Raw genomic sequence first — 22,553 nt, 5'->3', positions numbered from 1 at the left:
TTCGAGTCGAATCGCGTCGAACGCGGACGGGAAATCGTTGTCAGAGAACGGCGGTGCTGCCGCGGTCGGTGAGCCGGGGTTGCAGCAGCCGCACCTCCGGCGCGTGGTCGTGCGCGAGGCGGGTCATCACCATCTCGACCGCGATGGCGCCCAGCTCCTGCGCGGGCACGGAGATCGACGTGAGCGGCACGGGCAGGTCCTGCGCGAGGTCGTCAGGGCACAGCGTGATCACCGACAGGTCGCCGGGCACGTCCAGCGAGCGGCGCCGCAGCTCGAGCAGCAGCTGGCCGAGGACCGCCTCGTTGTGCACGACCAGGCCGGTGGTGCCGCGGTCGGGGTGCAGCACCTCGTCCAGGCAGGCCGCGACCGAGTCGTAGCCGGGAGCGCAGGAGTGCACCGACGCGGGCAGGGCACGCCTGGTGGTCTCGCTCTGGAACCCGGCCAGCAGCCGGGCGGCGTAGCTGGTGCCGCGCTCGTAGACCGACGGGTGCGAGCCGATCAACGCGATCGACCGGTGGCCGCGGTCGGCCAGGTGCGCCGCCATCTGCCTGCCCGCGCTGGTGAAGTCGAGGTCGACGCAGCTCAGACCGCCGTGGTCGTCGGGCATGCCGATCAGCACCACCGGGGCGTCGACCGCGCGCAGTTCGGGCACCCGCGGGTCCGCGCTCTCGACGTCCATCATGATGATCGCGTCCGCCATGGACCGCGCCGTGACCCGGTGGGCCTCGCCGGGACCCGCCTCCTTGGTCAGCAGCAGCACGTCGTAGTCGTGGCCGCGGGCGGACGCCACGATCGACGACACGAACTGCATGATCACCGGCATGTTCTGGTCCGACCGCAGCGGGACGACCAGGCCGAGCACCTGCGAGCGGTTCGACGCGAGTGCGCGCGCACCGGCGTTCGGGTGGTAGCCCAGCGCCACGATGCTCTGCTCGACGCGGCGCTTGGTCTCCTCCGAGATGCTCCGCTTCCCGCTGAGCACGTACGACACCGTGCTCATCGAGACGCCGGCGTGGCGGGCGACCTCTTTGATGGTGATCATGCCCGCCCTTCGGGTTCGCCACGAGTGGTGGCGATCATCGTAGTGCGCGCGGAACGGCGTCGCGCAGACGTCCGGCGGCTCCGGCGCGGCCCTCGCGGCACCACCCGGCGGTCGAACAGCGGTGGGCATTCGTCGAAATCGTCGAACGGAAGTCGTTCTCTTGACGCCCGCGTTTCGACTGTGTCACGGTACTGAACCACGTTCGAAGCGCTTCGATTTGCGGAGGTGTCGACGTGGTCACCATTGTTGACGTGGCGAGGCACGCGGGAGTCGCGCCCAGCACCGTTTCCTACGTGCTCACCGGCAACCGCCCGGTCTCGGCCGACACGAGGGTCCGGGTGCGGGAGAGCATCCAGCTGCTGGGCTACCACCCGCACGCGGGCGCACGGGCGTTGGCGAGCAGCCGCTCGAACGTGATCGGCCTGGTCCTGCCGCTGCGCGAGGGCGTGCAGCTGCCGGTGGTCATGCGCTTCGTCACCTCCGTCGTCACCGCCGCCCGCCAGCACGACATGGACGTGCTGCTGGTGACCGCCGACCAGGGCGCCGCGGGACTGCGGCGGCTGGCGAACGGCGCCAGGGTCGACGGGTGCGTGGTGATGGACGTCGGCCTGGACGACGAGCGCCTGCCGGTGCTGCGCGAGCTGGGCCGCCCGGCCGTCCTGCTCGGGCACCCGGCCGCGGTCAAGGGCCTGACCTGCGTCGACCTGGATTTCGAGGCGGCGGGCGCGCGGTGCGTCGACCACCTCGCAGAGCTTGGTCATCGCAGCATCGGGTTCCTCGGCGCGCCGAGCGTGGTCTACGCGCGCAATACCGGCTTCGCCCAGCGGACGCTGGCGGGGTTCAGCTCCGCGGCCATGCGGCGCGGTGTCGCGTCGACCGCGTTGCCCGCCGAGCCGCGGTACGACTCGGTGCACGCCGTGGTGGGCACGCTGCTGCGGGAGCTGCCGCGGATGACGGCGCTGGTCGTGCACAACGAGGCCGTGCTCGGCTGGGTGCTGGAGTGCCTGCGCGCTGAAGGCAGGCGAGTGCCCGACGACGTGGCCGTGGTGGCGATCTGCCCCGACGAGCTCGCCGAACGGCTGCGGCTCACCTCGGTCCAGCTGCCGGCCGAGGCGCTGGGGCGGCGGGCCGTCGAGCTGCTGGTCACCAAGCTGAACGGCCAGCAGGCGCCGCCGCTGACGCTGCTGCCGCCGAACCTGTCCGTGCGCACCGGCCCGCAGCGCCTGAGCTGATTCGCAGGTGGTTTTGCCGCAAATGCGGTCGAACGATTTCGCGCGGTTGTATTCGATCTGTTCGATGTTAGCTTCGTGGTGAACCGCTTCGACGCCGGCGGTGCGGATTCCGTTCAACGCAGCACGGAAGGAATCGGACATGTACGGGAAAGCGCGTTATCTGGTTCTCGCGGTCGTCGCCGCTCTGACGGTGTCGCTGGGCGCCGGCACCGCACTCGCCGCGACCTGGAGCTCGACCGACCGGTGGGGCACCTGGTCGAACGGCGGGTACACGGTCCGCAACAACGTGTGGGGCAACGGGTACGGCCCGCAGACCGTCTGGGCCAACTCCTACAGCAACTGGGGCGTGTGGTCGAACCAGCCCAACACCGGTGGCGTGAAGTCGTACCCGCACTCGGAAAAGATGGTGAACCGCAGGCTCAGCTCGCTGGGCAGCCTGCGCAGCAGCTTCAACGTCAGCTACCCGAACGCCGGCTCGTACACCACCGCGTACGACATCTGGGCGAACAACAACGCCTACGAGATCATGCTGTGGATGAACAAGGTCGGCAACGTCGGCCCGATCGGCTCGTGGCAGGCCTCGGCCACCGTGGGCGGTCACAGCTGGAACGTCTACCGCGGTTCCAACGGCCACAACGAGGTGTTCTCGTTCGTCCGCACGTCCAACACCGGTGCCGGGACCGTGGACGTCAAGGCGGTCATGGACTGGATCCGCGGCCGCGGCTGGTTCGGTGACGTGACGGTGGGTGCCGTGCAGTTCGGCTACGAGATCACCTCGTCCAGCGGTGGCCTCAACTTCGCCACCAACAGCTACTCGGTGTCCGTGGGCTGACCGCCCGGAAACGCGTGGCCCACCGGTGTTCCCGGTGGGCCACGCGGAGTTCGTGCGGAGAACGGGCTCACCCGGCGTCGGGCACCAGCCCGCGCTCGTGCAGCCACTCCAGCTGGACCGCGGCGTTGGAGCCGTACCCGCCGCCGTGGTCGGCGAACTGCCACACCGTCATCGTCTTGTCCGCACCGGCGTAGCGGTTGAACGCCGCGTACACGGTGGACGGTGGGCAGACCGGGTCCATCAGCGCGACGCTGAACAACGCGGGCGCGGTGGCGCGCCGGGCGAAGTGGGCACCGTCGAAGTAGGACAGCGTCGCGAACGCCGGGTCGACGCGGTGCCGGCTGTGCAGGCGCAGGTACTCGGCCACCTCCGGGTACGGGCCGTCGGCGGTGATGTCCACCGCGCGCCGGAAGTGGCACAGGAACGGCACGTCCGGCAGCGCCGCCGCCACCCGGTCGCTCAGCAGCCCGGCCACCGCGATCGTCAGCCCACCGCCCTGGCTGCCGCCCGCGACGACCACCCGGCCGGGGTCCACCCCCGGCAGCTGCGGCAGCGCGTCCACGGCGCGGGCGCAGTCGGTCATCAGCCGCCGGTAGTAGTGGTCGTCGGGGGAGTCGATGCCGCGGGTCAGGAAACCCTTGACCCACTGGGTTCCGCCGCTCGCGTGGCGGTCAGGGGTGTCGTGGCCCTGGCCGCGGCTGTCCACGACGAGCTGGGCGCAGCCGGCGGCGGAGAACAGCAGGTGGTCGGTGGGCACGCCGCGCCCGCAGCTGTAGCCGAGGTAGGTGACGACGACGGGCAGCGGGCCGTCGGCGCCGCGCGGCAGCAGCAGCCAGGCCGCGACCGGGTCGCCGTTCCAGCCGGGGAAGCGGACGTCGTAGGCCTCGACGGTGCGCAGCCGGTACCGGTCGGTCACGCGCTCCGCGGTCACCGCGCCGTCGTGCGAGCGCGCCTCGGTCAGCGTGCGCTCCCAGAACGCGTCGAAGTCCGGTGGTGCCGGCAGGTCCGGGTGGTACGCGGTGAGCTCGTCGAGCGAGAGGTCCGTCAGCGGCATCGCAGCTCCTCACAGGGGAAGGTGGTGGCCCGTCCCCGCCGAGCGACGGGCCACCGGTCCCGGCCAGGCCGCGCGGCCTGGAGAAAGGTGGTGGCCCGCCTCCGCCGGTTCGGCGGGCCACCGGTCTCAGGCGGATCCGAAGCGGAACGCGGTCAGCCGGAACGAACCGCGCAGCGTCACCCGCAGATCCTGGACTCCGGTCACGGGTGCGGGCAACGCCGCCGACACCGTCGTCCACCGGTAGCGGTCGCCGGTGGAGGGCACGGGGAGCTCCGCGAGCAGGTCCTCGCCGGTCCAGAACGCGACGCGGGCGTCCGGTTCGTCGTTCTCCGCCGCGACCTCCGCCTCGACCCGGACAGCGCCGGAGAGGTCGGTGGAGCGGAACCACAGCGTCGCCGCACCGGCCGCGGGCGTGACCGCGTCACCGTCCACACGGGTGGCGTCCACGAGGGTGGCGCTGTCGTAGTCGTCGAAGTCCACGGCGAGCACCCGCCGGTCGACACCGGCACGCGGTGCGGGAGCCGGGCCGGCCACCGCGAGCGGGGCGGTGAGCACGACGTCCTCGGCCGACCGGGCGACGAGCAGCTCGTAGCGGCCGGGGTCGGTGGTGAACGCACCGGTCGCGACGTCCCAGTGGGCCAGCCGGTCGGTGGACAGCCGGAACGCCAGCACGCGGCTTTCCCCCGGCGCCAGCACGACCTTGCGGAAGTCGGCGAGCCGCAGCCGCGGTGCCTCGTAGCGCGCGTCGAGCGCGCGGACGTAGAGCTGCACGACCTCGCTGCCGGTCCGGTCGCCGGTGTTGGCGAGCGTCACCGAGACGTCGACCGCGCTGTCCGCGGTCAGCGTGTCCGCGGACAGGAACAGGTCGCGGTGCTCGAACCGGGTGTAGGACAGGCCGTGGCCGAACGGGTACAGCGGCGCTGCCCGGTGGTACTGGTAGGTCCAGCCCGCCTTGACGACGTCGTAGTCGAGCGGGTGCGGCAACTCGTCGTCGCCGCGGTACCAGGTCTGCGGCAAGCGCCCGGCGGGCTCGGCCTCGCCCAGCAGCACGGCGGCGACCGCGCGGCCTGTCTCCTGCCCGCCGTGGGACGTCCACACCACGGCGGGCAGGTGCTCGTCGGCCCAGTCGAGGGCGTAGGGGTAGCTGCTCATCACGACCAGCGCGGTGTCCCTGCGGACCCCGGCGACGCGGCGCAGCAGCGCTTCCTGCGACTCCGGCAGCGCGATGCCCGCGCGGTCCTGGGTCTCGCGGCCACCGATCAGCGGCTGGTTGCCCAGCACCACCACGGCGACGTCCGCCGACAACGCCGCCGCGACCGCGTCCGCGGTGCCGTCGCGCAGCACCTCGCGTTCCCAGCGCTCGGCGGTCTCCGCAGACTCCGCGGTGACGGTGACGTGGCCGTCAACCGGGTCGACGACGGCGTATCGGCCCGTGAGCACGCTCTGCAGCAGCACCGGACCATCGGCGGGCACGAGGCGGAACGTCTCGCTGACGTCCCAGCTCTTGATCTGCTCCTGGTCCGCGGCCAGCGTCCCGTCCTCGCGCCGGAGGCTCAGGTAGCGCCGGGTCTCCGCGGACCGCAGGGTCAGCACGCCGTCGCCCCAGTCGAGGATGTCGAACGCGGTCTTGCCGAGCAGGTCGCCGGTGGTGCGCGAGCGCAGCGCGACCCGGTCGGCGCCGTTCGCGACGACCACCTCGCCGCCGTAGGTCCCCAGCACCGCCGAGAACCCGTCCGCCACCGTGACCTGGTACGGGAACGTGCCGCTGTACCAGTCCTCGCACAGCGTGTCGGCGAACGGCCCGATGACGGCGACCCGCGGTGAGGCGGCCGCGTCGATGGGCAGCAACCCGGTGTTGCGCAACAACACCACCGACTCCGTCGCCGACCGCAGCGCCAGCGCGCGGTGCTCGGGGCAGTCGACCACCTCGGGCCCGATCGCGGAGTACGGGTCGAGCTCCGGGTCGAACTCGCCCAGGCGGAAGCGGAGCTCCAGCTGCCTGCGCACCGCGCGGTCCACATCGGACTGGTCGATCAGCCTGCGCCGCAGCGCCTCGCGCAACCGGCCGACCGGGACCGCGCTGTCCTGCCCGTGGTCGGTGAAGCTGTCGATGCCCGCTTTCAGCGCGGCGGCGTGGGACTCGGCGTGGTCGTGGAAGTAGTGCTCGGGGTCGACCAGGTTGGACGGTGCCTCGGCGTCGCTCACCACGAACAGCTCACGGCCGGTCGGCTCCGCCCAGCGGCGCAGCTCGGTGCCCAGCAGCGGGCTGACGTGGCACGGGCGGCCGTTGACCAGGTTGTAGCCGGCCATCGCGCCGGTGGCGGCACCGGAGGCGACCACCGGCCGGAACGCCGCCAGGTCGTACTCCTGCAGCACCCGCGGGCGCAGGCCGGACGAGGTGGTGCAGCGGTCGTCCTCGTTGTTGTAGGCCAGGAAGTGCTTGAGCACGGGGGCCGTGCGCAGGAACCGGTGGTGGTCGCCCGCGAGACCGCGGCAGAACGCCGTCCCGAGCCGCGCGGTGTGCAGCGGGTCCTCGGAGTAGCCCTCCTCGTTGCGGCCCCAGCGCGGGTCGCGCAGCAGGTTCAGCACCGGCGCCCACGCCTGGAGGCTGTTCGTGCCGGTGCCGACCGCGGTCGGGCGGTGGTAGTGGAACGCACGCAGCTCCACCGCGGTGGCCTCGGCGACGTGGTGCACCAGCTCCTCGTCCCACGTCGCACCCAGCCCCACGGCCTGCGGGAACACCGTGGCCTGCCCCAGCCAGGCGACGCCGTGCAACGCCTCCGTCCCGGTGCGGAACGCGGCCAGGCCGAGCCGGGGTACGGCCGGCGAGTACTGGTGCAGCATCGCGAGCCGCTCGTCGGGCGTGAGGCGCCCGAGCAGGTCGTCGATGCGCTTGCGCGTCGGGAGCGACGGGTCGCGGAAAGGCAGCCGATCGACGGCGGACACAGCCTCGGAAACCACGTGGTGACCCCTCCGGGTTGGCGCGTGCAGTGAAGCGTTTCGACGGTGGCACGCTTGGGTTTCTGCTGTCAACGGTCTTGTCTCGTGCGATCTGCGTCACTACTGTGCCGGGCATCTGTTTAAGCGCTTCGACACTTCGACGACGAAGGATCGGATCCGTCATGGGCATCGAGTTGAACCGCAGGAACTTCCTGAGCGCCGCCGTCTCCGCGGCCGGTCTCGTCGCGGTGGGGCCACTGCTGTCGGCCTGCGGGGGCAGCGCGGCGCAGCGCGCGGGGGTGAACTCCGGGGCCGGGCTCCAGGCCGCGTTGCCCGCCCACGTGCCGAACACGGCGATCAAGCCGGACATCCCGTCCGTGGCGGGCGGTCCCGACGTGCTCACGAAGCCCGGGTTCCTCGGCTACCCGGCCGACCGGGTCGCGACCGTGCCCGGTGTGCCCGGCGCGGGTGGCCGGTACGCGGCGGTGACACCGCTGTGGGGCACCATCCCGCCCGCGGACAACTCCTTCTACCAGGCCATGAACAAGGCGCTGGGCGTCGAGCTGCAGATGAAGCCCGCCGACGGCAACACCTACAACACCATCGTCTCGACGATGACCGCGGCGAAGAAGCTGCCGGACTGGATCCAGCTGCCCGCGTGGTGGAACGCGAACTTCAACACCGGCGGCCTGGCCGGCAGCCAGCTCGCCGACCTCACCCCGTACCTGGCCGGCGACAAGGTGAAGAAGTACCCGAACCTGGCCGCCATCCCCACCGCGGCCTGGCGGGCCGGCGCGTGGGGCGACAAGCTCTACGGCATTCCGTGCGTGTCCTCGGGGTTCGAGATCGCGGGCACCACGTACTACCGGCGTGACGTGCTGGAGGCCAAGGGCATCACCGCGGACCAGGTCAAGTCCGCCGACGACCTGATGAACCTCGGCAAGGAGCTGACCGACGCGAAAGGTGGTGTCTGGGCGTTCGGCGACGTCTGGACCTACCTCTTCACCGCCTTCGGCGCACCGCTGAAGTGGAAGGTGGACGGCGGCAAGCTCATCCACAAGTACGAGACCGAGGAGTTCTTCGCCGCCCTCGACTGGCACCACCGCCTCGCGACCGCGGGTTACGTGCACCCGGACTCGCTGGCCGGCGACTCCGCGGGCACCACCCGGTTCTACGCGGGCAAGGCGCTGATCACCGGCGACGGCATGGGCGCGTGGAACCTCGCCGACCACCAGTCCGGCCGGGCCGCGAACCCGAACTACCGGCGCGGCGCGTTCAACGTCATCGCCGCCGACGGCACGAGCAAGCCGCGCGTCGACATGGGCCCGTCCACCAGCATCCTCAGCTACCTCAACGCCTCGCTGAAGCCGGAGCAGGTCGAGGAGCTGCTGGCCGTCGCGAACTACCTGGCCGCACCGTTCGGCTCCGCCGAGTACACGATGGTCAACTTCGGCGTCGAGGGGACCCACTTCACGACGGTCGACGGCGTGCCGACGCCCACGGAGGCGGGCAAGAAGGAGGTCCAGGCGCTGACCTACCCGTTCCTGGCCTCGTCGCCGGCCGTGGTCAGCAACCCCACCGGCGACAGCGTCACCAGGGACCACACCGCCTGGCAGAACGCGAACGTGCAGACGCTCGCCAAGCCGGTGTTCTGGAGCATGAACGTCAGCATGCCGCAGGCGCAGGCCACCGCGGAGGCCGCGCAGGCCGTCGAGGACACCGTCAAGGACTGCTACCGCGGCAAGAAGAAGGTGCAGGACGTCAGGGACGCCGTCGCGACCTGGAAGACCAGCGGTGGCGGTGACCGGCTGATCGCGTGGATGGACGAGAACGTCCTGCAGAAGCACGGCACGGGGCAGTGACCACGCTCGGGGCGCGCCGGCGCGGCCGGCCGGCACGGCTGGGCTGGCGGGCCAGGTTGCTGCGGGACCGTTCGCTGGTCCTGATGACGCTGCCCGCGGTCCTGCTGTTGCTGGTGTTCAACTACGTGCCGCTGTTCGGCGTCGTCACCGCGTTCCAGGAGTACGACCCGCTCTCCGGTGTCTCCGGCAGCCCGTGGGTGGGCTTCTACCAGTTCGAACGGCTCTTCGCCGACCCGTTGTTCTGGGGCGCGGTGCGCAACACGCTCTACCTCAGCTTCGTGCAGCTGGTCCTGTTCTTCCCGGTGCCGATCGCGCTGGCGCTGCTGCTGAACTCCGTGCTGAGCGAACGGGTCCGCAACTTCATCCAGTCCGTGGTCTACCTGCCGCACTTCTTCTCGTGGGTGCTGGCGATCACGATCTTCCAGCAGATGCTCGGCGGCGCCGGCGTGCTCAACCAGTTCCTGCGCGGCAACGACCTGGCGACCTGGGACGTGATGACGAACCCGGACACCTTCGCGTTGCTCGTCACCGCGCAGGTGGTCTGGAAGGAGGCGGGCTGGGGCATCATCGTGTTCCTGGCCGCCCTCGCCGCGATCAACACCGACCTCTACGAGGCGGCCGCCGCCGACGGTGCCGGGCGGTGGCGGCGGCTGTGGCACATCACGCTGCCCGGCCTGCGCGGCGTGATCGTGCTGATGCTGGTGCTGCGCCTGGGCAACGCGCTGACCGTCGGGTTCGAGCAGTTCCTGATCCAGCGGTACGCGGTCGGCCACGACACGGCCGACGTGCTGGACACCTTCTCGTTCTACTTCGGCATCGCCACCAACGACTACAGCTACGGCGCGGCGGCGGGGTTGTTCAAGAGCGTGATCTCGCTGCTGCTCATCTGGGGTGCGAACAAGCTGGCGCACGCCTTCGGCGAAGACGGGTTGTACCGGAGATGACACTCGCGATCGAACGCACCGGCGGCGACACGGCCGCGGAACCCCTCGCACCGCAACCGGTCCGCAAGCGGCGCAGGAACGAGCGCCCGGTCTGGGAGGGGCCGCCGACCGTCGCGGGCGAGACGGCCAAGGGCATCACGCTGGGCGGGGTGCTGCTGGTCATGCTGGTCCCGCTGTGGATCGTCGTGCTCACCAGCCTGTCCACCCAGGGCGCGGTCAACCGGGCCGGTGGCCTGGTGATCTGGCCGGACGGCCTGACCCTGGAGACCTACCGGGTGATGCTCAGCGACGTGACGGTGCGCAACGCACTGGTGGTCAGCCTCGGCATCACGCTGGTCGGCACGGCCGTGTCGATGGTGGTGTCGGTGCTGTGCGCCTACGGCCTGTCCCGGTCGCGGTCGTTCGGGCACCGGTTCCTGCTGTCGCTGCTGATCGTCACGATGTTCGTCAACGGCGGCCTGATCCCGACGTTCCTCGTCGTCACCGGCCTCGGCGGGTACGGGCAGCTGTGGTCGCTGGTCCTGCCGAGCGCGGTGTCGGTGTTCAACATCCTGATCCTGCGGGCGTTCTACTCCAGCACCTCGGCCGACCTGATCGAGGCCGCGCGCATCGACGGCGCGGGGGAGTGGCGGATCCTGTGGTCCATCGTGCTGCCGACCTCGCGGGCGGTGACCGCGGTGATGGCGTTGTTCTACGGCGTCGGTTACTGGAACTCGTTCTTCAACGTGATGCTGTACATGCCGACGGACAGCGAGAAGTGGCCGTTGCAGTACGTGCTCTACACCTACGTCAGCCGCGGTAACGGGATGCCCGGCTCGGTCAACAACGGCTTCGGTGACGCGCTGTCGCAGACCGCGCCGCTGTCGCTGCAGATGGCCGTGGTCGTGCTGACGCTCGTGCCGTTGCTCGTCGTCTACCCGTTCGTGCAGAAGCACTTCCGCACGGGTGTCCTGACCGGTGCTATCAAGGGCTGAGAACTCATGGTGACCATTGCCGACGTGGCCAGGCACGCGGGCGTGTCGTCCAGCACGGTGAGCTACGTGCTGAGCGGCAAGCGCGCCATCTCCGAGGAGACCCGCAACCGGGTGCGCAGCGCCGTGCAGCAGCTGGGCTACCACCCGCACGCCGGTGCGCGGGCGCTGGCCGCGCGGCGGTCGCACATCATCGCGCTGATGGTGCCGCTGCGCACCGACGTGTACGTGCCGGTGATGATGGAGATCGCGATCGCCGTGACCGTGGCGGCCCGCCAGCACGGCTACGACGTCCTGCTGATCACCAACGACGAGGGCCCGGACGGGGTGCGCCGCATCGGTGCCAGCGGACTGGCCGACGGCGTGATCGTGATGGACGTCGAGATGGACGACGAGCGCATCCCCGTGCTGCGCGGCCAGGGCACCCAGGCCACGCTGATGGGCCTGCCGTCCGACACCCGCGGGCTGTCCTGCGTGGACCACGACTTCGTGGCCGCGGGCGCGCAGTGCGCCGACCACCTCGCGGACCTCGGTCACCGCGAGGTCGCGTTCATCGGCTACGGCTCCGGTGTCTACCACCGCCACGCCGCCTACGCCGAACGCACGCTCGCCGGGTTCCGCGACCGGGCCGAGCAGCGCGGGCTGCGGTTCCTGCACCGCTCCTGCGAGGGCACCTACGAGTCCACGGCCGGGACGCTGGCCCGCATCCTCGCCGACCGCCCGGCGACCACCGGGTTCGTCGTGCAGAACGAGGGCGCGATCGGCCCGCTGCTCACGTTGCTGCGCACCAGCGGCCGCACCGTGCCCGAGGACGCCTCGGTGATCGCGCTGTGCCAGGACCAGCTCGCCGAGCAGTTCGCGCCGCGGCTCACCGCGGTGACCGGGTCGGCGCAGGAGCTCGGCCGGGTCGCCGTCGAGCAGGTGATGCGCCGGCTGACCGCGGTGAACGACGGTGGCCGGCCGGTCGACGACATGGTGCTGCTGACGCCTGCCCTGACGGTCCGCGAGAGCACGGGACCCGCACCGCGCCCGGCCTGACGCGCCGGCGACCGCACGCCCGACCTTCTCCGCCTCACTCACGAACGCGAGGGAGCTCCCGCATGCCCCACCACTTCCGAGACCTCGGCACCGCACTGGAATGGCGGGCCAAGGGCGAGACCGTGCGCGTCGAGGCCTGGGGCCCGGACGCCGTCCGGGTCAGGGCCACCCCGGGCGGCCCGCTGCTGGACGGCCTGCCGGGTGCGCTGCTGGACGCGCCACCGGAGGGCGGCGCGGCCGAGGTCGAGATCACCGAGCACCGGGCCACCCTCGTCAACGGCCGGATCACGGTCAGGGTGGACGCGCACACCGAGGGCCAGCTCACCCCCGAGCTGGGCGCGTCGGCCGGCTCGCTCACGTTCCTGCGCACGGAGGACGGCAGCGAGCTGCTCGCCGAACAGCCCGCCCACTTCTGGTGGCCGGGACCGCGGCTCGCGACCGCGACGGGCAACGGCTACCACCGGCTCGAACAGCGGTTCCGCGCCTACCCCGGCGAACGCCTCTACGGGCTCGGGCAGCACACCCACGGGCTGCTGGACCAGAAGGGCGCCGTCATCGACCTGGTGCAGCGCAACGCCGAGGTCACCATCCCGCTGCTGGTCTCCGACCGCGGCTACGGCCTGCTGTGGAACTCGCCCGCGATCGGCCGCGTGGAGCTGGCCGAGACCGGCACCCGCTGGGTGGCCGACAGCGCCCGCCAGATCGACTACTGGGTCACCGCGGGGCAGCCCGCCGACGTGTTGCGCGCCTACGCCGACGCCACCGGGCACGCGCCCGAGCTGCCCGAGTGGGCGGCCGGGTTCTGGCAGTGCAAGCTGCGCTACCGCGACCAGGACGAGCTGATGGCCGTGGCACGCGAGTACAAGCGGCGCGGGCTGCCGCTGTCGGTGATCGTCTGCGACTTCTTCCACTGGACGCACCTCGGCGAGTGGCGGTTCGACCCCGCAGAGTGGCCCGACCCGGCCGGGATGGTGCGCGAGCTCGGTGAGATGGGCGTCCAGCTCATGGTGTCGGTGTGGCCGTCGGTGAGCCCGGCGAGCGAGACCTACCACCCGATGCTGGACCAGGGGTTGTTCATCGGCACGGAGTTCGGGCCGATGGCGCACGCCGACTGGCCGGACAAGGGGCTCGGGGCCTACTCCGCGCAGGTCGCGTTCTACGACGCCACCAACCCGCGGGCGCGCGAGTACGTGTGGGACCGCATCCGGCAGGGCTACCACGACCTCGGGATCAAGGTGTTCTGGCTGGACGCCGGCGAACCCGAGCTCAAGCCCGGCCACCAGTACAACCTGCGCTACCACGCCGGTCCCGGCCTGGAGGTCGGCAACCTCTACCCGCGCGAGAACGCCCGCACCGTCCACGACGGACTCACAGTGGCCGGGGAGACCGAGGTCATCTCGCTCAACCGGTCGTCGTGGGCGGGCGCGCAACGCTACGGCGCCGCGCTGTGGTCCGGTGACATCGGCACGGACTTCGCCACGCTGCGCGCCCAGATCAAAGCCGGGCTGAACGTGATGCTGTCCGGCATCCCGTGGTGGACCACGGACATCGGCGGGTTCCACGGCGGCGACCCGGACGACCCCGCCTACCGCGAGGTGCTCGTCAGGTGGTTCCAGTACGGCACCTTCTGCCCGTTGTTCCGGCTGCACGGCTTCCGCGGCTCCGAGCAGGTGCTGGAACCCGCGATGACCGGCCTGGCCAACGAGGTCTGGTCCTACGGCGAACAGGCCTACGAGGTCCTCGCCGCGCACCTGCGGCTGCGGGAACGCCTGCGGCCCTACGTGCTGGAGCAGATGCGCACGGCGGCGCGCACCGGTGTCCCGCCGATGCGGCCGGTGTTCCTGGAGTTCCCGGACGACCCGGCGGCGTGGCGGGTCGAGGACGCGTTCCTGCTCGGCCCCGACCTGCTGGTGGCCCCGGTCACCGAGGCGGGTGTGCGGGAACGCGACGTGCACCTGCCCGCGGGCGCGCGGTGGACCGACGCGTGGACCGGCGAGGAGCACGAGGGCGGCCGCACGGTCACCGTCGCGGCGCCGATCGAGCGCATCCCGCTGTTCCTGCGCGACGGCGCGGTGCTGCCGGTGCGCGAGGAGGGCGCATGACGGCACGCCGGCTGACCTACCGGCTCGGCGGGCTCGCGTTCGGCGGCGACTACAACCCCGAGCAGTGGGACGAGCAGGTGTGGAAGGAGGACGACGAGCTGATGCGGCAGGCCGGGGTCAACCTGGCCACGGTCGGCGTGTTCTCCTGGGCGCTGCTGGAGCCGGAGGAGGGCCGCTACGACTTCGGCTGGCTGGACGCGCACCTGGACCGCCTGCACGCAGGCGGTGTGGCGGTCGACCTGGCCACGCCGACCGCCTCGCCGCCGCCGTGGTTCACGCTCGCGCACCCGGACGCACTGCCGGTCACCCAGGACGGCACCCGGCTCGTGCACGGCAGCCGGGACACCTACTGCCTCACCGCGCCCGCCTACCGGTCCGCCGCCCGCCGGATCGCCGCCGCGCTCGCCGAACGCTACGGCGACCACCCGGCGCTGGCGCTGTGGCACGTGCACAACGAGTACATGACGTTGTGCTGGTGCGAGCACACCGCCGCCGCGTTCCGGGTGTGGCTGCGGGCCCGCCACGGCTCGCTGGAGGCGGTGAACGAGGCGTGGGGGACGGCGTTCTGGAGCCAGCGCTACGGCAGCTGGGAGCAGGTCCTGCCGCCGCGCGCCACCCAGTGGCACCGCAACCCCGGCCACACGCTCGACTTCAGCCGGTTCTTCTCCGACGAGGTGGTCGCGGCCTACACCGAGCAGCGGGACGCGATCCGCGCGCACAGCGACCGGCCGGTGACGACGAACCTGATGATGCCCGCCTACCAGAACGTCGACCTGTGGGCGCTGGGCCGTGAGGTCGACGTGGTGGCGATCGACCACTACCCGGACCGGCCGGGTCTCGACGCGGCCGCCGACGTGGCGTTCGCCGCGGACCGCGCCCGGTCGTTCGCCGGCGGCGGGCCGTGGCTGCTGATGGAACAGGGCACCAGCACCGTCTACGACCGCGGCCGGGTGCTCGCCAAGGAGCCCGGTGAGGTCCTGCGGCACTCGCTCGGGCACATCGCGCGCGGTTCCGAGGGTGCGCTGTTCTTCCAGTGGCGCCAGTCGAAGGCCGGTGCCGAGCAGTGGCACTCGGCGATGGTCCCGCACGCCGGGCCGGACAGCCGCGTGTTCACCGAGGTGGCCGAGACGGGCAGGGCCGTCGCGCGACTGGCCCCGCTCGCGGGCTCGACCGTCACCGCGCAGGTGGCGGTGCTGCACGACTCCGACGCCTGGTGGGCCCTGAACGCCGACGGCCTGCCCTCGTCCGACCTCGGCTACCACCCGGCGCTGCGGGCCGCCCACCGCGCGGTCTGGGACGCCGGGGTGGTCGCCGACTTCGCGCACCCGACCGCTGACCTGGGTCGCTACCGGCTCGTGCTGGCCCCGGCGCTGTACCTGCTGTCCGATGCGGGAGCGGAGAACCTGCGGCGCTACGTCGCCCGCGGCGGCACGCTGCTGGTGCAGCACTTCAGCGGCGTCGTCGACGACCGGGCGCACGCCCGGCTCGGCGGCTACCCGGCCGCACCGCTGCGCGCGGCCCTCGGCATCCGGGTCGAGGAGTACCGGCCGCTGCGGCAGGACGAGCGCATCACCCTCTCCGACGGCTCGCACGGCACGGTGTGGAGCGAGTCGCTGCGCACGCGGGGCGCCGAAGTGGTCGTGGAGTACACCCACGGCGCGCTCGCGGGTTCCCCGGCGCTCACCCGCTACGGCTACGGCGGGGGAGAGGGCTGGTACCTGTCCACCCGCCTCGACGACACCGCTTATCAAGCACTGATCGCCCGGCTGCTGGACGCCACCGGCGTCGGCCCCGTGCTGCCCGGCCTGCCGCCCGGCGTGGAGGCCGTGACCCGCCAGGGCGAGCACGAGCGGTGGCACGTGGTGCTCAACCACACCACCGAACGCGTGCCGCTGCCGGAGACCGCGCACGACCTGCTGACCGGTGGACCGCTGACCGCGCTGGCGCCCGGAGCGTGCGCCGTGCTGAGGGGAGGACGGCCGTGACCACGATCCGCTGGGGCCACACCGCAATCGAGCACGAGCTGCACGTCACCGAGGACGGGGTGCACCACGCCGGCAGCACGTCACCGCTGGTGGAGATCACGACGGCGGACCACGGCCGGACCTGGTCGAGCAGCCGCCTGGTCGACACCGCCATCGGGGCACGGCTGCGGTACCGCGGCCACCGCGCACTGTCCGAAGAGTACTGGCAGGGCGTCGTCGTCGAGCTGCACGACGAGGTGAGCGGCGTGACCGCGGAGGTGTCCCTCCGTTCCCCCGAGGGCATTCCCGTGGTGCGCGGGGAAGTCCTCGTGCGCAACGACGGGACCGCCCCGCTGCGGCTGGAGTCCGTCACCTCCCTCGTGCTGGGCGGTCTCGGCCCGTTGGCCACCGCCGACGTGCTGCGGGCGGAGAACGACTGGCTCGCGGAGTGCCGGTGGCGCCGGCAGCCCGCCCGCCTGACGGTGCCCGACCGCAACGGCAGGCATCCCGACTACCGCCACAAGGGAGCGGAGGTCGTCGCCGGGCGGGGTGTCTGGTCCAGCTGCGGCCACCTGCCGATGGGCGGCGTCACCGACCGGGCGACGGGCCGCTCGTGGGTGTGGCAGGTCGAGCACAACGGCGGAGGGTGGCGGTGGGAGCTCGGTGAGCAGGACGGCAGCGGCTACGTCGCGCTGTCCGGGCCCGCCGACCTCGACCACGGCTGGAACCGGGTGCTGGCACCGGGTGAGGAGTTCCGCACCGTGCCCGTCGCGCTCGCGTTCAGCGCCGGCGGTGGGCCGGACGACGCGTTCGCCGCGCTGACCCGCTACCGCCGCGTCACCCGGCGGCCGCACACCGACCACGACGACCTGCCGATCATCTTCAACGACTACATGAACTGCCTGATGGGCGACCCGACCACGGCGAAGCTGCTGCCGCTGGTCGACGCCGCCGCCGACGCCGGTGCGGAGTACTTCGTCATCGACGCGGGCTGGTACGCCGAGATCGGCGAGAGCTGGTGGGACGGCGTCGGTGCGTGGCAGCCGTCCCGCACCCGGTTCCCCGGCGGGCTGGGCGAGGTGCTCGACCGGATCCGCGACCGCGGCATGGTGCCAGGGCTGTGGCTGGAACCGGAGGTCATCGGGGTGCGCAGCCCGCTCGCGCGGTCGTTGCCGGACGAGGCGTTCTTCCGCCGCTCGGGCACGCGGGTCGGCGACTGCGGGCGCCACCACCTCGACCTGCGCCACCCGGCCGCCCGCGCCCACCTCGACGAGGTGGTGGACCGGCTGGTCGGCGAGTGGGGCGTCGGCTACCTCAAGCTGGACCACAACGTCGACCCCGGCTCCGGCACGAGCGCGGAGGAGGGGGAGAGTCCCGCGGACGGCCTGCTCGGCCACAACCGGGCGCACCTCGACTGGCTCGACGGCGTCCTCGACCGCCACCCGCACCTGGTGCTGGAGAACTGCGCCTCCGGCGGCATGCGGATCGACCACGCGCTGCTGTCGCGGCTTCAGCTGCAGTCCACGAGCGACCAGCAGAACCACGACCGCTACGCACCGATCGCGGCCTCCGCGCCGACCGCGATCACCCCGGAGCAGAGCGCCGTCTGGGCCTACCCGCAACCGGAGGACTCGCTCGACGAGGTCGCCTTCGGCCTGACGAGCGCACTGCTCGGCCGCATCCACCTCTCGGGCAAGCTCGCCGACCTCGCCCCGCCGGCACGAGCGCTCGTCCACGAAGCACTGGCCGTGTACAAGGCGATCCGCGCCGACCTGCCGCGGGCGGTGCCGTCCTGGCCGCTCGGCCTGCCCGGCTGGGAGGACCCGTGGCTCGCGCTCGCGCTGAGCACGTCGTCCACCACCTACCTGGCCGTCTGGCGGCGCGGCGGCGCGGACACCGTGACGCTGCCGTTCCCCGGACTGTCCGATGTGGACGTGGAGCGGCTCTACCCCGCTGACAGCGCCGCGGAGGTGCGGTGGTCGCCCGGTGAGCTCTCCCTGACGCTGCCCGCCGCCCCCTCCGCGGTCCTCCACCGCCTCACCCCACGGGGAGCGTGACCGGTGACCGGCGCCGCCACCCCTGTTCTCGCGGGCATGTACCCCGACCCGAGCGTCTGCCGGGTCGGCGAGGACTACTACCTGGTGTGCTCCAGCTTCGAGTACTTCCCGGGAGTCCCGGTGTTCCACAGCCGGGACCTGGTGCACTGGACGCAGCTCGGCAACGCGCTGGACCGGCCGAGCCAGCTGCTGCTGACCGCGGACACGCCGTCGTCGGCCGGGATCTACGCGCCGACGCTGCGCCACCACGACGGCAAGTTCCACCTGATCGTCACGAGCGTGAGCCACGGCGGCGGGACGGTGGTGTTCACCGCCACCGACCCCGCGGGGCCGTGGTCGGACCCGATCCCGCTGCCCGGCGTGCACGGCATCGACCCGGACCTGGCGTGGGACGACGACGGCACCTGCTGGTGCACGATGGCGGGCGTCCACCAGTACCGCGTCGACCTCGCCACCGGTGCCGTCCTCGGCGGCCCGCAGCCGCTCTGGTCCGGCAGCGACCGGGCCAAGGCGCCGGAGGCACCGCACCTGTACCGGATCGGCCGCTTCTGGTACCTGCTGATCGCCGAGGGCGGCACGGAACGCGGTCACGCGGTCTCGATCGCCCGCGGTCCCGCCCCGGACGGCCCGTTCGAACCCTGCCCCGCCAACCCGGTCCTGACCCACCGCGGCACCGGCGAGCCGGTCCAGAACACCGGTCACGCCGATCTGGTGCAGGGCCCGGACGGGTCGTGGTGGATGGTGCTGCTGGGCGTGCGGCCCGGCGGTGGCACCCCCGGCTGGCACGTGCTGGGCCGGGAGACGTTCCTGGCGCCGGTGCGCTGGGTCGACGACTGGCCGGTGGCCGGCCCGCTGACCGCCACGCCGCCGTGGCCGCTGCGACCAGGACCGGTGGAGCCGGACCGGGACGACTTCGACGACAGCGCGCTGCGGCCGTCGTGGATCTCCGTGCGCGACCGCTCCGAGGAGCACTGCACGACCGAGGTGCGGCCGGGCTGGCTGACCCTGCACGCCCGCGGCGCCGGTCTGGACGACCCGTCCGTCGTCTTCGTCGGCCGCCGCCAGCAGCACCGGTCGTGCCGGGTCCGCGCACTGGTCGACGTGGAGCGGGGCAGCGGCGGGCTGGCGGTGCGGCTCGACGAGGAGCACCACTACGAGGTCGAGGCCGGCTCCGGCGAGGTGCGCGTGCACGTCCGCATCGGTCCACTCCGGACGGTCGTGGCCGTGCAGCCGGTGCCGGCCGGGCCGGTGGTGCTCGTGGTGCGGGTGGACGAGGCGCGCGAGCTGCGCGACGCGCGGTCCGGCCCGGACACCGTCTCCTTCGCCGTCGAGGCGGCCGACGGCACCCCGACCACGCTCGCCGAGCTCGACGGCCGGTACCTCTCGACCGAGGTGGCCGGCGGTTTCACCGGACGGGTCATCGGCGCCTACGCCGCCACCGGCACCGTCCACCTCGACTGGATCGACTACGAGCCGCTCGACTGATCAACGACGATTGCGGGGCGCTTGATGTTCAACTCGACCGGTGTGAGAAGGCTGGCCGGTGCGGTGGTGGCCGTCGTGGTGTCCGCGGGACTCACCGCGGGAACGGCGACCGCCGCCGCACCACCGGGCTGCCGGGTCACCTACGAGGTCTCCGGCCAGTGGCCCGGCGGTTTCACGGCCGACGTCGCCGTCACCAACCTCGGTCCCGCCCTCGACGGGTGGCGGCTGAGCTGGGAGTGGCCGACCGGCCAGCAGGTGGGCCACGCCTGGAACGCGACGGTCACCGAGTCACCCGACGAGGTGGTCACCGCCACGAATGCCGGGCACAACGCGGAGCTGGCACCGCAGGCGACCGCGCGGTTCGGCTTCTCCGGCAGCTGGGACCACGCCAACACCGCGCCGCTGGCGTTCTCGCTCAACGGCGTCACGTGCGTGCACGGCGGCAGGCAGCTCAGCGCCGCGCAGCACACCGCGGCGATGCAGCCGGGCTGGAACCTCGGCAACACGCTCGACTCGACCGGCGCCGACGAGACGTCGTGGGGCAACCCGCGGGTCACGGAGGCGTTGCTGGACAACGTGAAGGCGCAGGGCTTCAAGAGCATCCGCGTCCCCGTCACGTGGAGCGCGCACCTCGGGCCGGACGGCACGGTCGAGGCGGCGTACCTGGCCCGTGTCGAGGAGGTCGTGCGCTGGGCCTTGGCCCGCGACCTGTACGTGATGCTCAACGTCCATCACGACTCGTGGCAGTGGATGTCGAGGATGCCCGCCGAGCACGACCAGGTGCTCGACCGGTTCACCCGGATCTGGACGCAGCTGGTGGGCGCCTTCGCCGAGTACGGGCCGAAGCTCACGTTCGAGAGCTGGAACGAGCCGCAGTTCACCGGCAGCACCGGCAAGCCGCAGGAGATCGCGCTCAACGCCGAGCTGAACGCGGCGTTCCACGGCGTCGTCCGCCGCTCCGGTGGCAACAACGCCACCCGCCTGCTCGTCCTGCCGTCCCTGCACACCTCGTCCGAACAGCAGTACCTCGACCCGCTGGCGGAGCAGATCCGCGGCCTGGCCGACCCCAACCTGATCGCGACCGTGCACTACTACGGCTACTGGCCGTTCAGCGTGAACGTCGCCGGTGGCACCCGGTTCGACGCCACCGCCCAGAAGGACCTCACCGACTCGTTCGACCGCGTGCACGACACGCTGGTCGCGCGCGGCATCCCGGTGGTGCTGGGCGAGTACGGCCTGCTGGGCTTCGACCGGCACACCGGCACCATCGAGCAGGGCGAGAAGCTCAAGTTCTTCGAACAGCTCGGCCACTACGCCAAGGCCAAGAACATCACCACGATGCTCTGGGACAACGGCCAGCACCTGGGCCGCACGTCGTTCCAGTGGAGCGATCCCGAGCTGTACGCGCAGATCAGGTCGAGCTGGACCACGCGCTCCGGCACGGCGTTCACCGACCAGGTGTTCCTCGCGAAGTCCAGTCCCGTCACCGCGAGGACGATCGCCCTCAACCTGAACGGCACCGCGTTCACCGGCCTGCACAACGGGAACACCGCCCTGGTCCGCGGCCGGGACTACACGGTCTCCGGCGACCAGCTCACCCTCACGGCCGCCGCGCTGACCAGGCTGGGCGGGTCGCGCGGGTACGGCACGAACGCGGTGCTGACCGCCCGGTTCTCGCAGGGCGTGCCGTGGCGGTTCTACGTGATCACGCACGACACGCCGGTGCTGTCGGCCGCGACCGGCTCGACCGCGGCGTTCGACGTCCCGACCGCGTTCCGCGGCGACCAGCTCGCCACCATGGAGGCGAAGTACGACGACGGCACCTTCGCCGGCCCGCACGACTGGACGTCGTTCAAGGAGTACGACCGCGCTTTCACCCCCGGCTACTCGGAGTCCCGTACCCGCCTGACCGCGGAGTTCTTCGCGGCCGTGCGGGACGGCGCGCGGGTGACGCTGACGTTCCACTACTGGAGCGGCGCCAAGGTCACCTACCACGTCACCAGGACAGGTGACACCGCCTCCGGCTCCCCCGCCTAACCCTCACTCTCCGCACCCACCCTCCCTTGCCCGGTTCGCACGCGGGGGCCTTTCGTGCGGTCCTGGAGTACGAAGGCTCCCCGCGTGCGGTGAAATGAGGCGCGTGAGGGGCGTGTGGGTGAACGAGCCGGGGGTGGGGGTGAACGAGCCGGGGGTAGAGGTGAACGGGCCGGGGGTGGGGGTGAACGATGCGGGAGTGGGGTGAACGAGGCGGTGGTGCGAGTGGGAAGTTCGGCGGGGAGGTTCGGCGGGGAGCGGAATAGGAGAGAGGGGCGGGGTGTTGACGTGCAGGTCCATCGATCTTGGAAGGGCCTGTCATGAAGATCGGCATCATCGGCGCCGGCAACATCGGCGGCAACCTCACCAGGCGGCTGACCGCGCTCGGGCACGACGTCTCGGTCGCCAACTCCCGCGGCCCGCAGACGCTCACCGCACTGGCCGAAGAGACCGGAGCGACGCCCGTCGCGGTCGAGGAGGCGGCCCGCGGCGCGGAGGTCGTCGTCGTCACGATCCCGCTGAAGGCGATCCCCGACCTGCCGTCCGGCCTGTTCGCCGACGCGGCGGAGGGCTTCGCGGTGATCGACACCGGCAACTACTACCCGCAGCAGCGGGACGGGCGGATCGCCGAGATCCTCGACGAGGGGGTCACGGAGAGCCGCTGGACCGAGCGCCACCTCGGCCACCCCGTCGTCAAGGCCTTCAACGGCACCTACGCCGCCGACATCCTCGACCGGGCCCGCCCGGCCGGTGCCCCCGACCGGATGGCGCTGCCGGTGGCCGGCGACGACGAGGCGGCGAAGGCGAAGGTGCGCGCGCTGATCGACGAGCTCGGGTTCGACACGGTCGACGCGGGCGGCATCGACGAGTCCTGGCGCCAGCAGCCCGGAACCCCCGTCTACGGCCTGCGCGAGGGCGTCGACGGGGTCACCAAGGCCCTGGCCGACGCGAGCCGGGAGCGGACGCCGGACTTCGTCATCTGAGGTCCACTCAGGA

At 72.0% G+C, this 22,553-nt stretch carries 15 protein-coding genes; 12 read left to right on the top strand and 3 right to left on the bottom strand.

The window, feature by feature from the left end:
- Positions 1-40: 40 nt before the first annotated feature.
- Positions 41-1,042 (bottom strand): LacI family DNA-binding transcriptional regulator, encoded by a 1,002-nt coding sequence (locus ACZ7CD_RS18605; protein ID WP_470379339.1) that lies wholly within the window; start codon positions 1,040-1,042, stop codon positions 41-43.
- Positions 1,043-1,275: 233 nt separating this feature from the next.
- On the opposite strand from ACZ7CD_RS18605, the gene ACZ7CD_RS18600 reads away from it, so the two are divergent.
- Both ACZ7CD_RS18600 and ACZ7CD_RS18595 read left to right on the top strand, forming a co-directional pair.
- Positions 1,276-2,274: a LacI family DNA-binding transcriptional regulator gene (locus ACZ7CD_RS18600; RefSeq protein WP_360389522.1), complete on the top strand. Its 999-nt coding sequence runs from the start codon at positions 1,276-1,278 to the stop codon at positions 2,272-2,274.
- A 139-nt stretch (positions 2,275-2,413) separates the two neighbouring features.
- Positions 2,414-3,106 (top strand): GH12 family glycosyl hydrolase domain-containing protein, encoded by a 693-nt coding sequence (locus ACZ7CD_RS18595; RefSeq protein ID WP_360389519.1) that lies wholly within the window; start codon positions 2,414-2,416, stop codon positions 3,104-3,106.
- Between the two features lie 67 nt (positions 3,107-3,173).
- On the opposite strand, the gene ACZ7CD_RS18590 is transcribed toward ACZ7CD_RS18595, so the two are convergent.
- Complete coding sequence (locus tag ACZ7CD_RS18590) at positions 3,174-4,160, bottom strand: acetylxylan esterase (RefSeq protein WP_470379338.1); 987 nt, start codon at positions 4,158-4,160, stop codon at positions 3,174-3,176.
- 126 nt (positions 4,161-4,286) lie between these two features.
- Positions 4,287-7,106, bottom strand: coding sequence for a glycoside hydrolase family 3 C-terminal domain-containing protein (locus tag ACZ7CD_RS18585; protein ID WP_470379337.1), 2,820 nt, complete (start codon positions 7,104-7,106; stop codon positions 4,287-4,289).
- A gap of 176 nt (positions 7,107-7,282) precedes the next feature.
- On the opposite strand from ACZ7CD_RS18585, the gene ACZ7CD_RS18580 reads away from it, so the two are divergent.
- The 10 genes from ACZ7CD_RS18580 to ACZ7CD_RS18535 all read left to right on the top strand — a co-directional run bounded on the left by ACZ7CD_RS18580 (position 7,283) and on the right by ACZ7CD_RS18535 (position 22,540).
- Entirely contained in the window at positions 7,283-8,962 is a 1,680-nt protein-coding gene (locus ACZ7CD_RS18580; protein ID WP_470379336.1) for a type 2 periplasmic-binding domain-containing protein, read from the top strand.
- A complete protein-coding gene (locus tag ACZ7CD_RS18575; protein WP_458431765.1) occupies positions 8,959-9,906 on the top strand; it encodes an ABC transporter permease in 948 nt (315 codons plus the stop codon). The genes ACZ7CD_RS18580 and ACZ7CD_RS18575 overlap by 4 nt, the downstream gene beginning before the upstream one ends.
- Positions 9,903-10,880, top strand: coding sequence for a carbohydrate ABC transporter permease (locus tag ACZ7CD_RS18570; RefSeq protein ID WP_470379335.1), 978 nt, complete (start codon positions 9,903-9,905; stop codon positions 10,878-10,880). The genes ACZ7CD_RS18575 and ACZ7CD_RS18570 overlap by 4 nt, the downstream gene beginning before the upstream one ends.
- A gap of 6 nt (positions 10,881-10,886) precedes the next feature.
- Positions 10,887-11,915, top strand: a complete 1,029-nt coding sequence (locus ACZ7CD_RS18565; protein ID WP_360389504.1) for a LacI family DNA-binding transcriptional regulator — start codon at positions 10,887-10,889, stop codon at positions 11,913-11,915.
- 62 nt (positions 11,916-11,977) lie between these two features.
- A complete protein-coding gene (locus tag ACZ7CD_RS18560; protein WP_470379334.1) occupies positions 11,978-14,017 on the top strand; it encodes a glycoside hydrolase family 31 protein in 2,040 nt (679 codons plus the stop codon).
- Complete coding sequence (locus tag ACZ7CD_RS18555) at positions 14,014-16,002, top strand: beta-galactosidase (protein WP_470379333.1); 1,989 nt, start codon at positions 14,014-14,016, stop codon at positions 16,000-16,002. Before ACZ7CD_RS18560 ends, ACZ7CD_RS18555 begins: the two co-directional genes overlap by 4 nt.
- Positions 15,999-18,038, top strand: a complete 2,040-nt coding sequence (locus tag ACZ7CD_RS18550) for an alpha-galactosidase (protein ID WP_470379332.1) — start codon at positions 15,999-16,001, stop codon at positions 18,036-18,038. Before ACZ7CD_RS18555 ends, ACZ7CD_RS18550 begins: the two co-directional genes overlap by 4 nt.
- Before the next feature lie 3 nt (positions 18,039-18,041).
- Positions 18,042-19,523, top strand: a complete 1,482-nt coding sequence (locus tag ACZ7CD_RS18545; RefSeq protein WP_470379331.1) for a glycoside hydrolase family 43 protein — start codon at positions 18,042-18,044, stop codon at positions 19,521-19,523.
- A 24-nt stretch (positions 19,524-19,547) separates the two neighbouring features.
- On the top strand, positions 19,548-21,560 hold the full coding sequence (locus ACZ7CD_RS18540) for a cellulase family glycosylhydrolase (protein ID WP_470379330.1): 2,013 nt from the start codon (positions 19,548-19,550) through the stop codon (positions 21,558-21,560).
- A gap of 317 nt (positions 21,561-21,877) precedes the next feature.
- Positions 21,878-22,540 (top strand): NADPH-dependent F420 reductase, encoded by a 663-nt coding sequence (locus ACZ7CD_RS18535; protein ID WP_458431772.1) that lies wholly within the window; start codon positions 21,878-21,880, stop codon positions 22,538-22,540.
- The last annotated feature ends 13 nt before the right edge of the window (positions 22,541-22,553 follow it).

This window comes from Lentzea sp. NPDC036949 (genome assembly GCF_055608075.1).
This window is presented reverse-complemented; position numbering and strand designations above follow the sequence as displayed.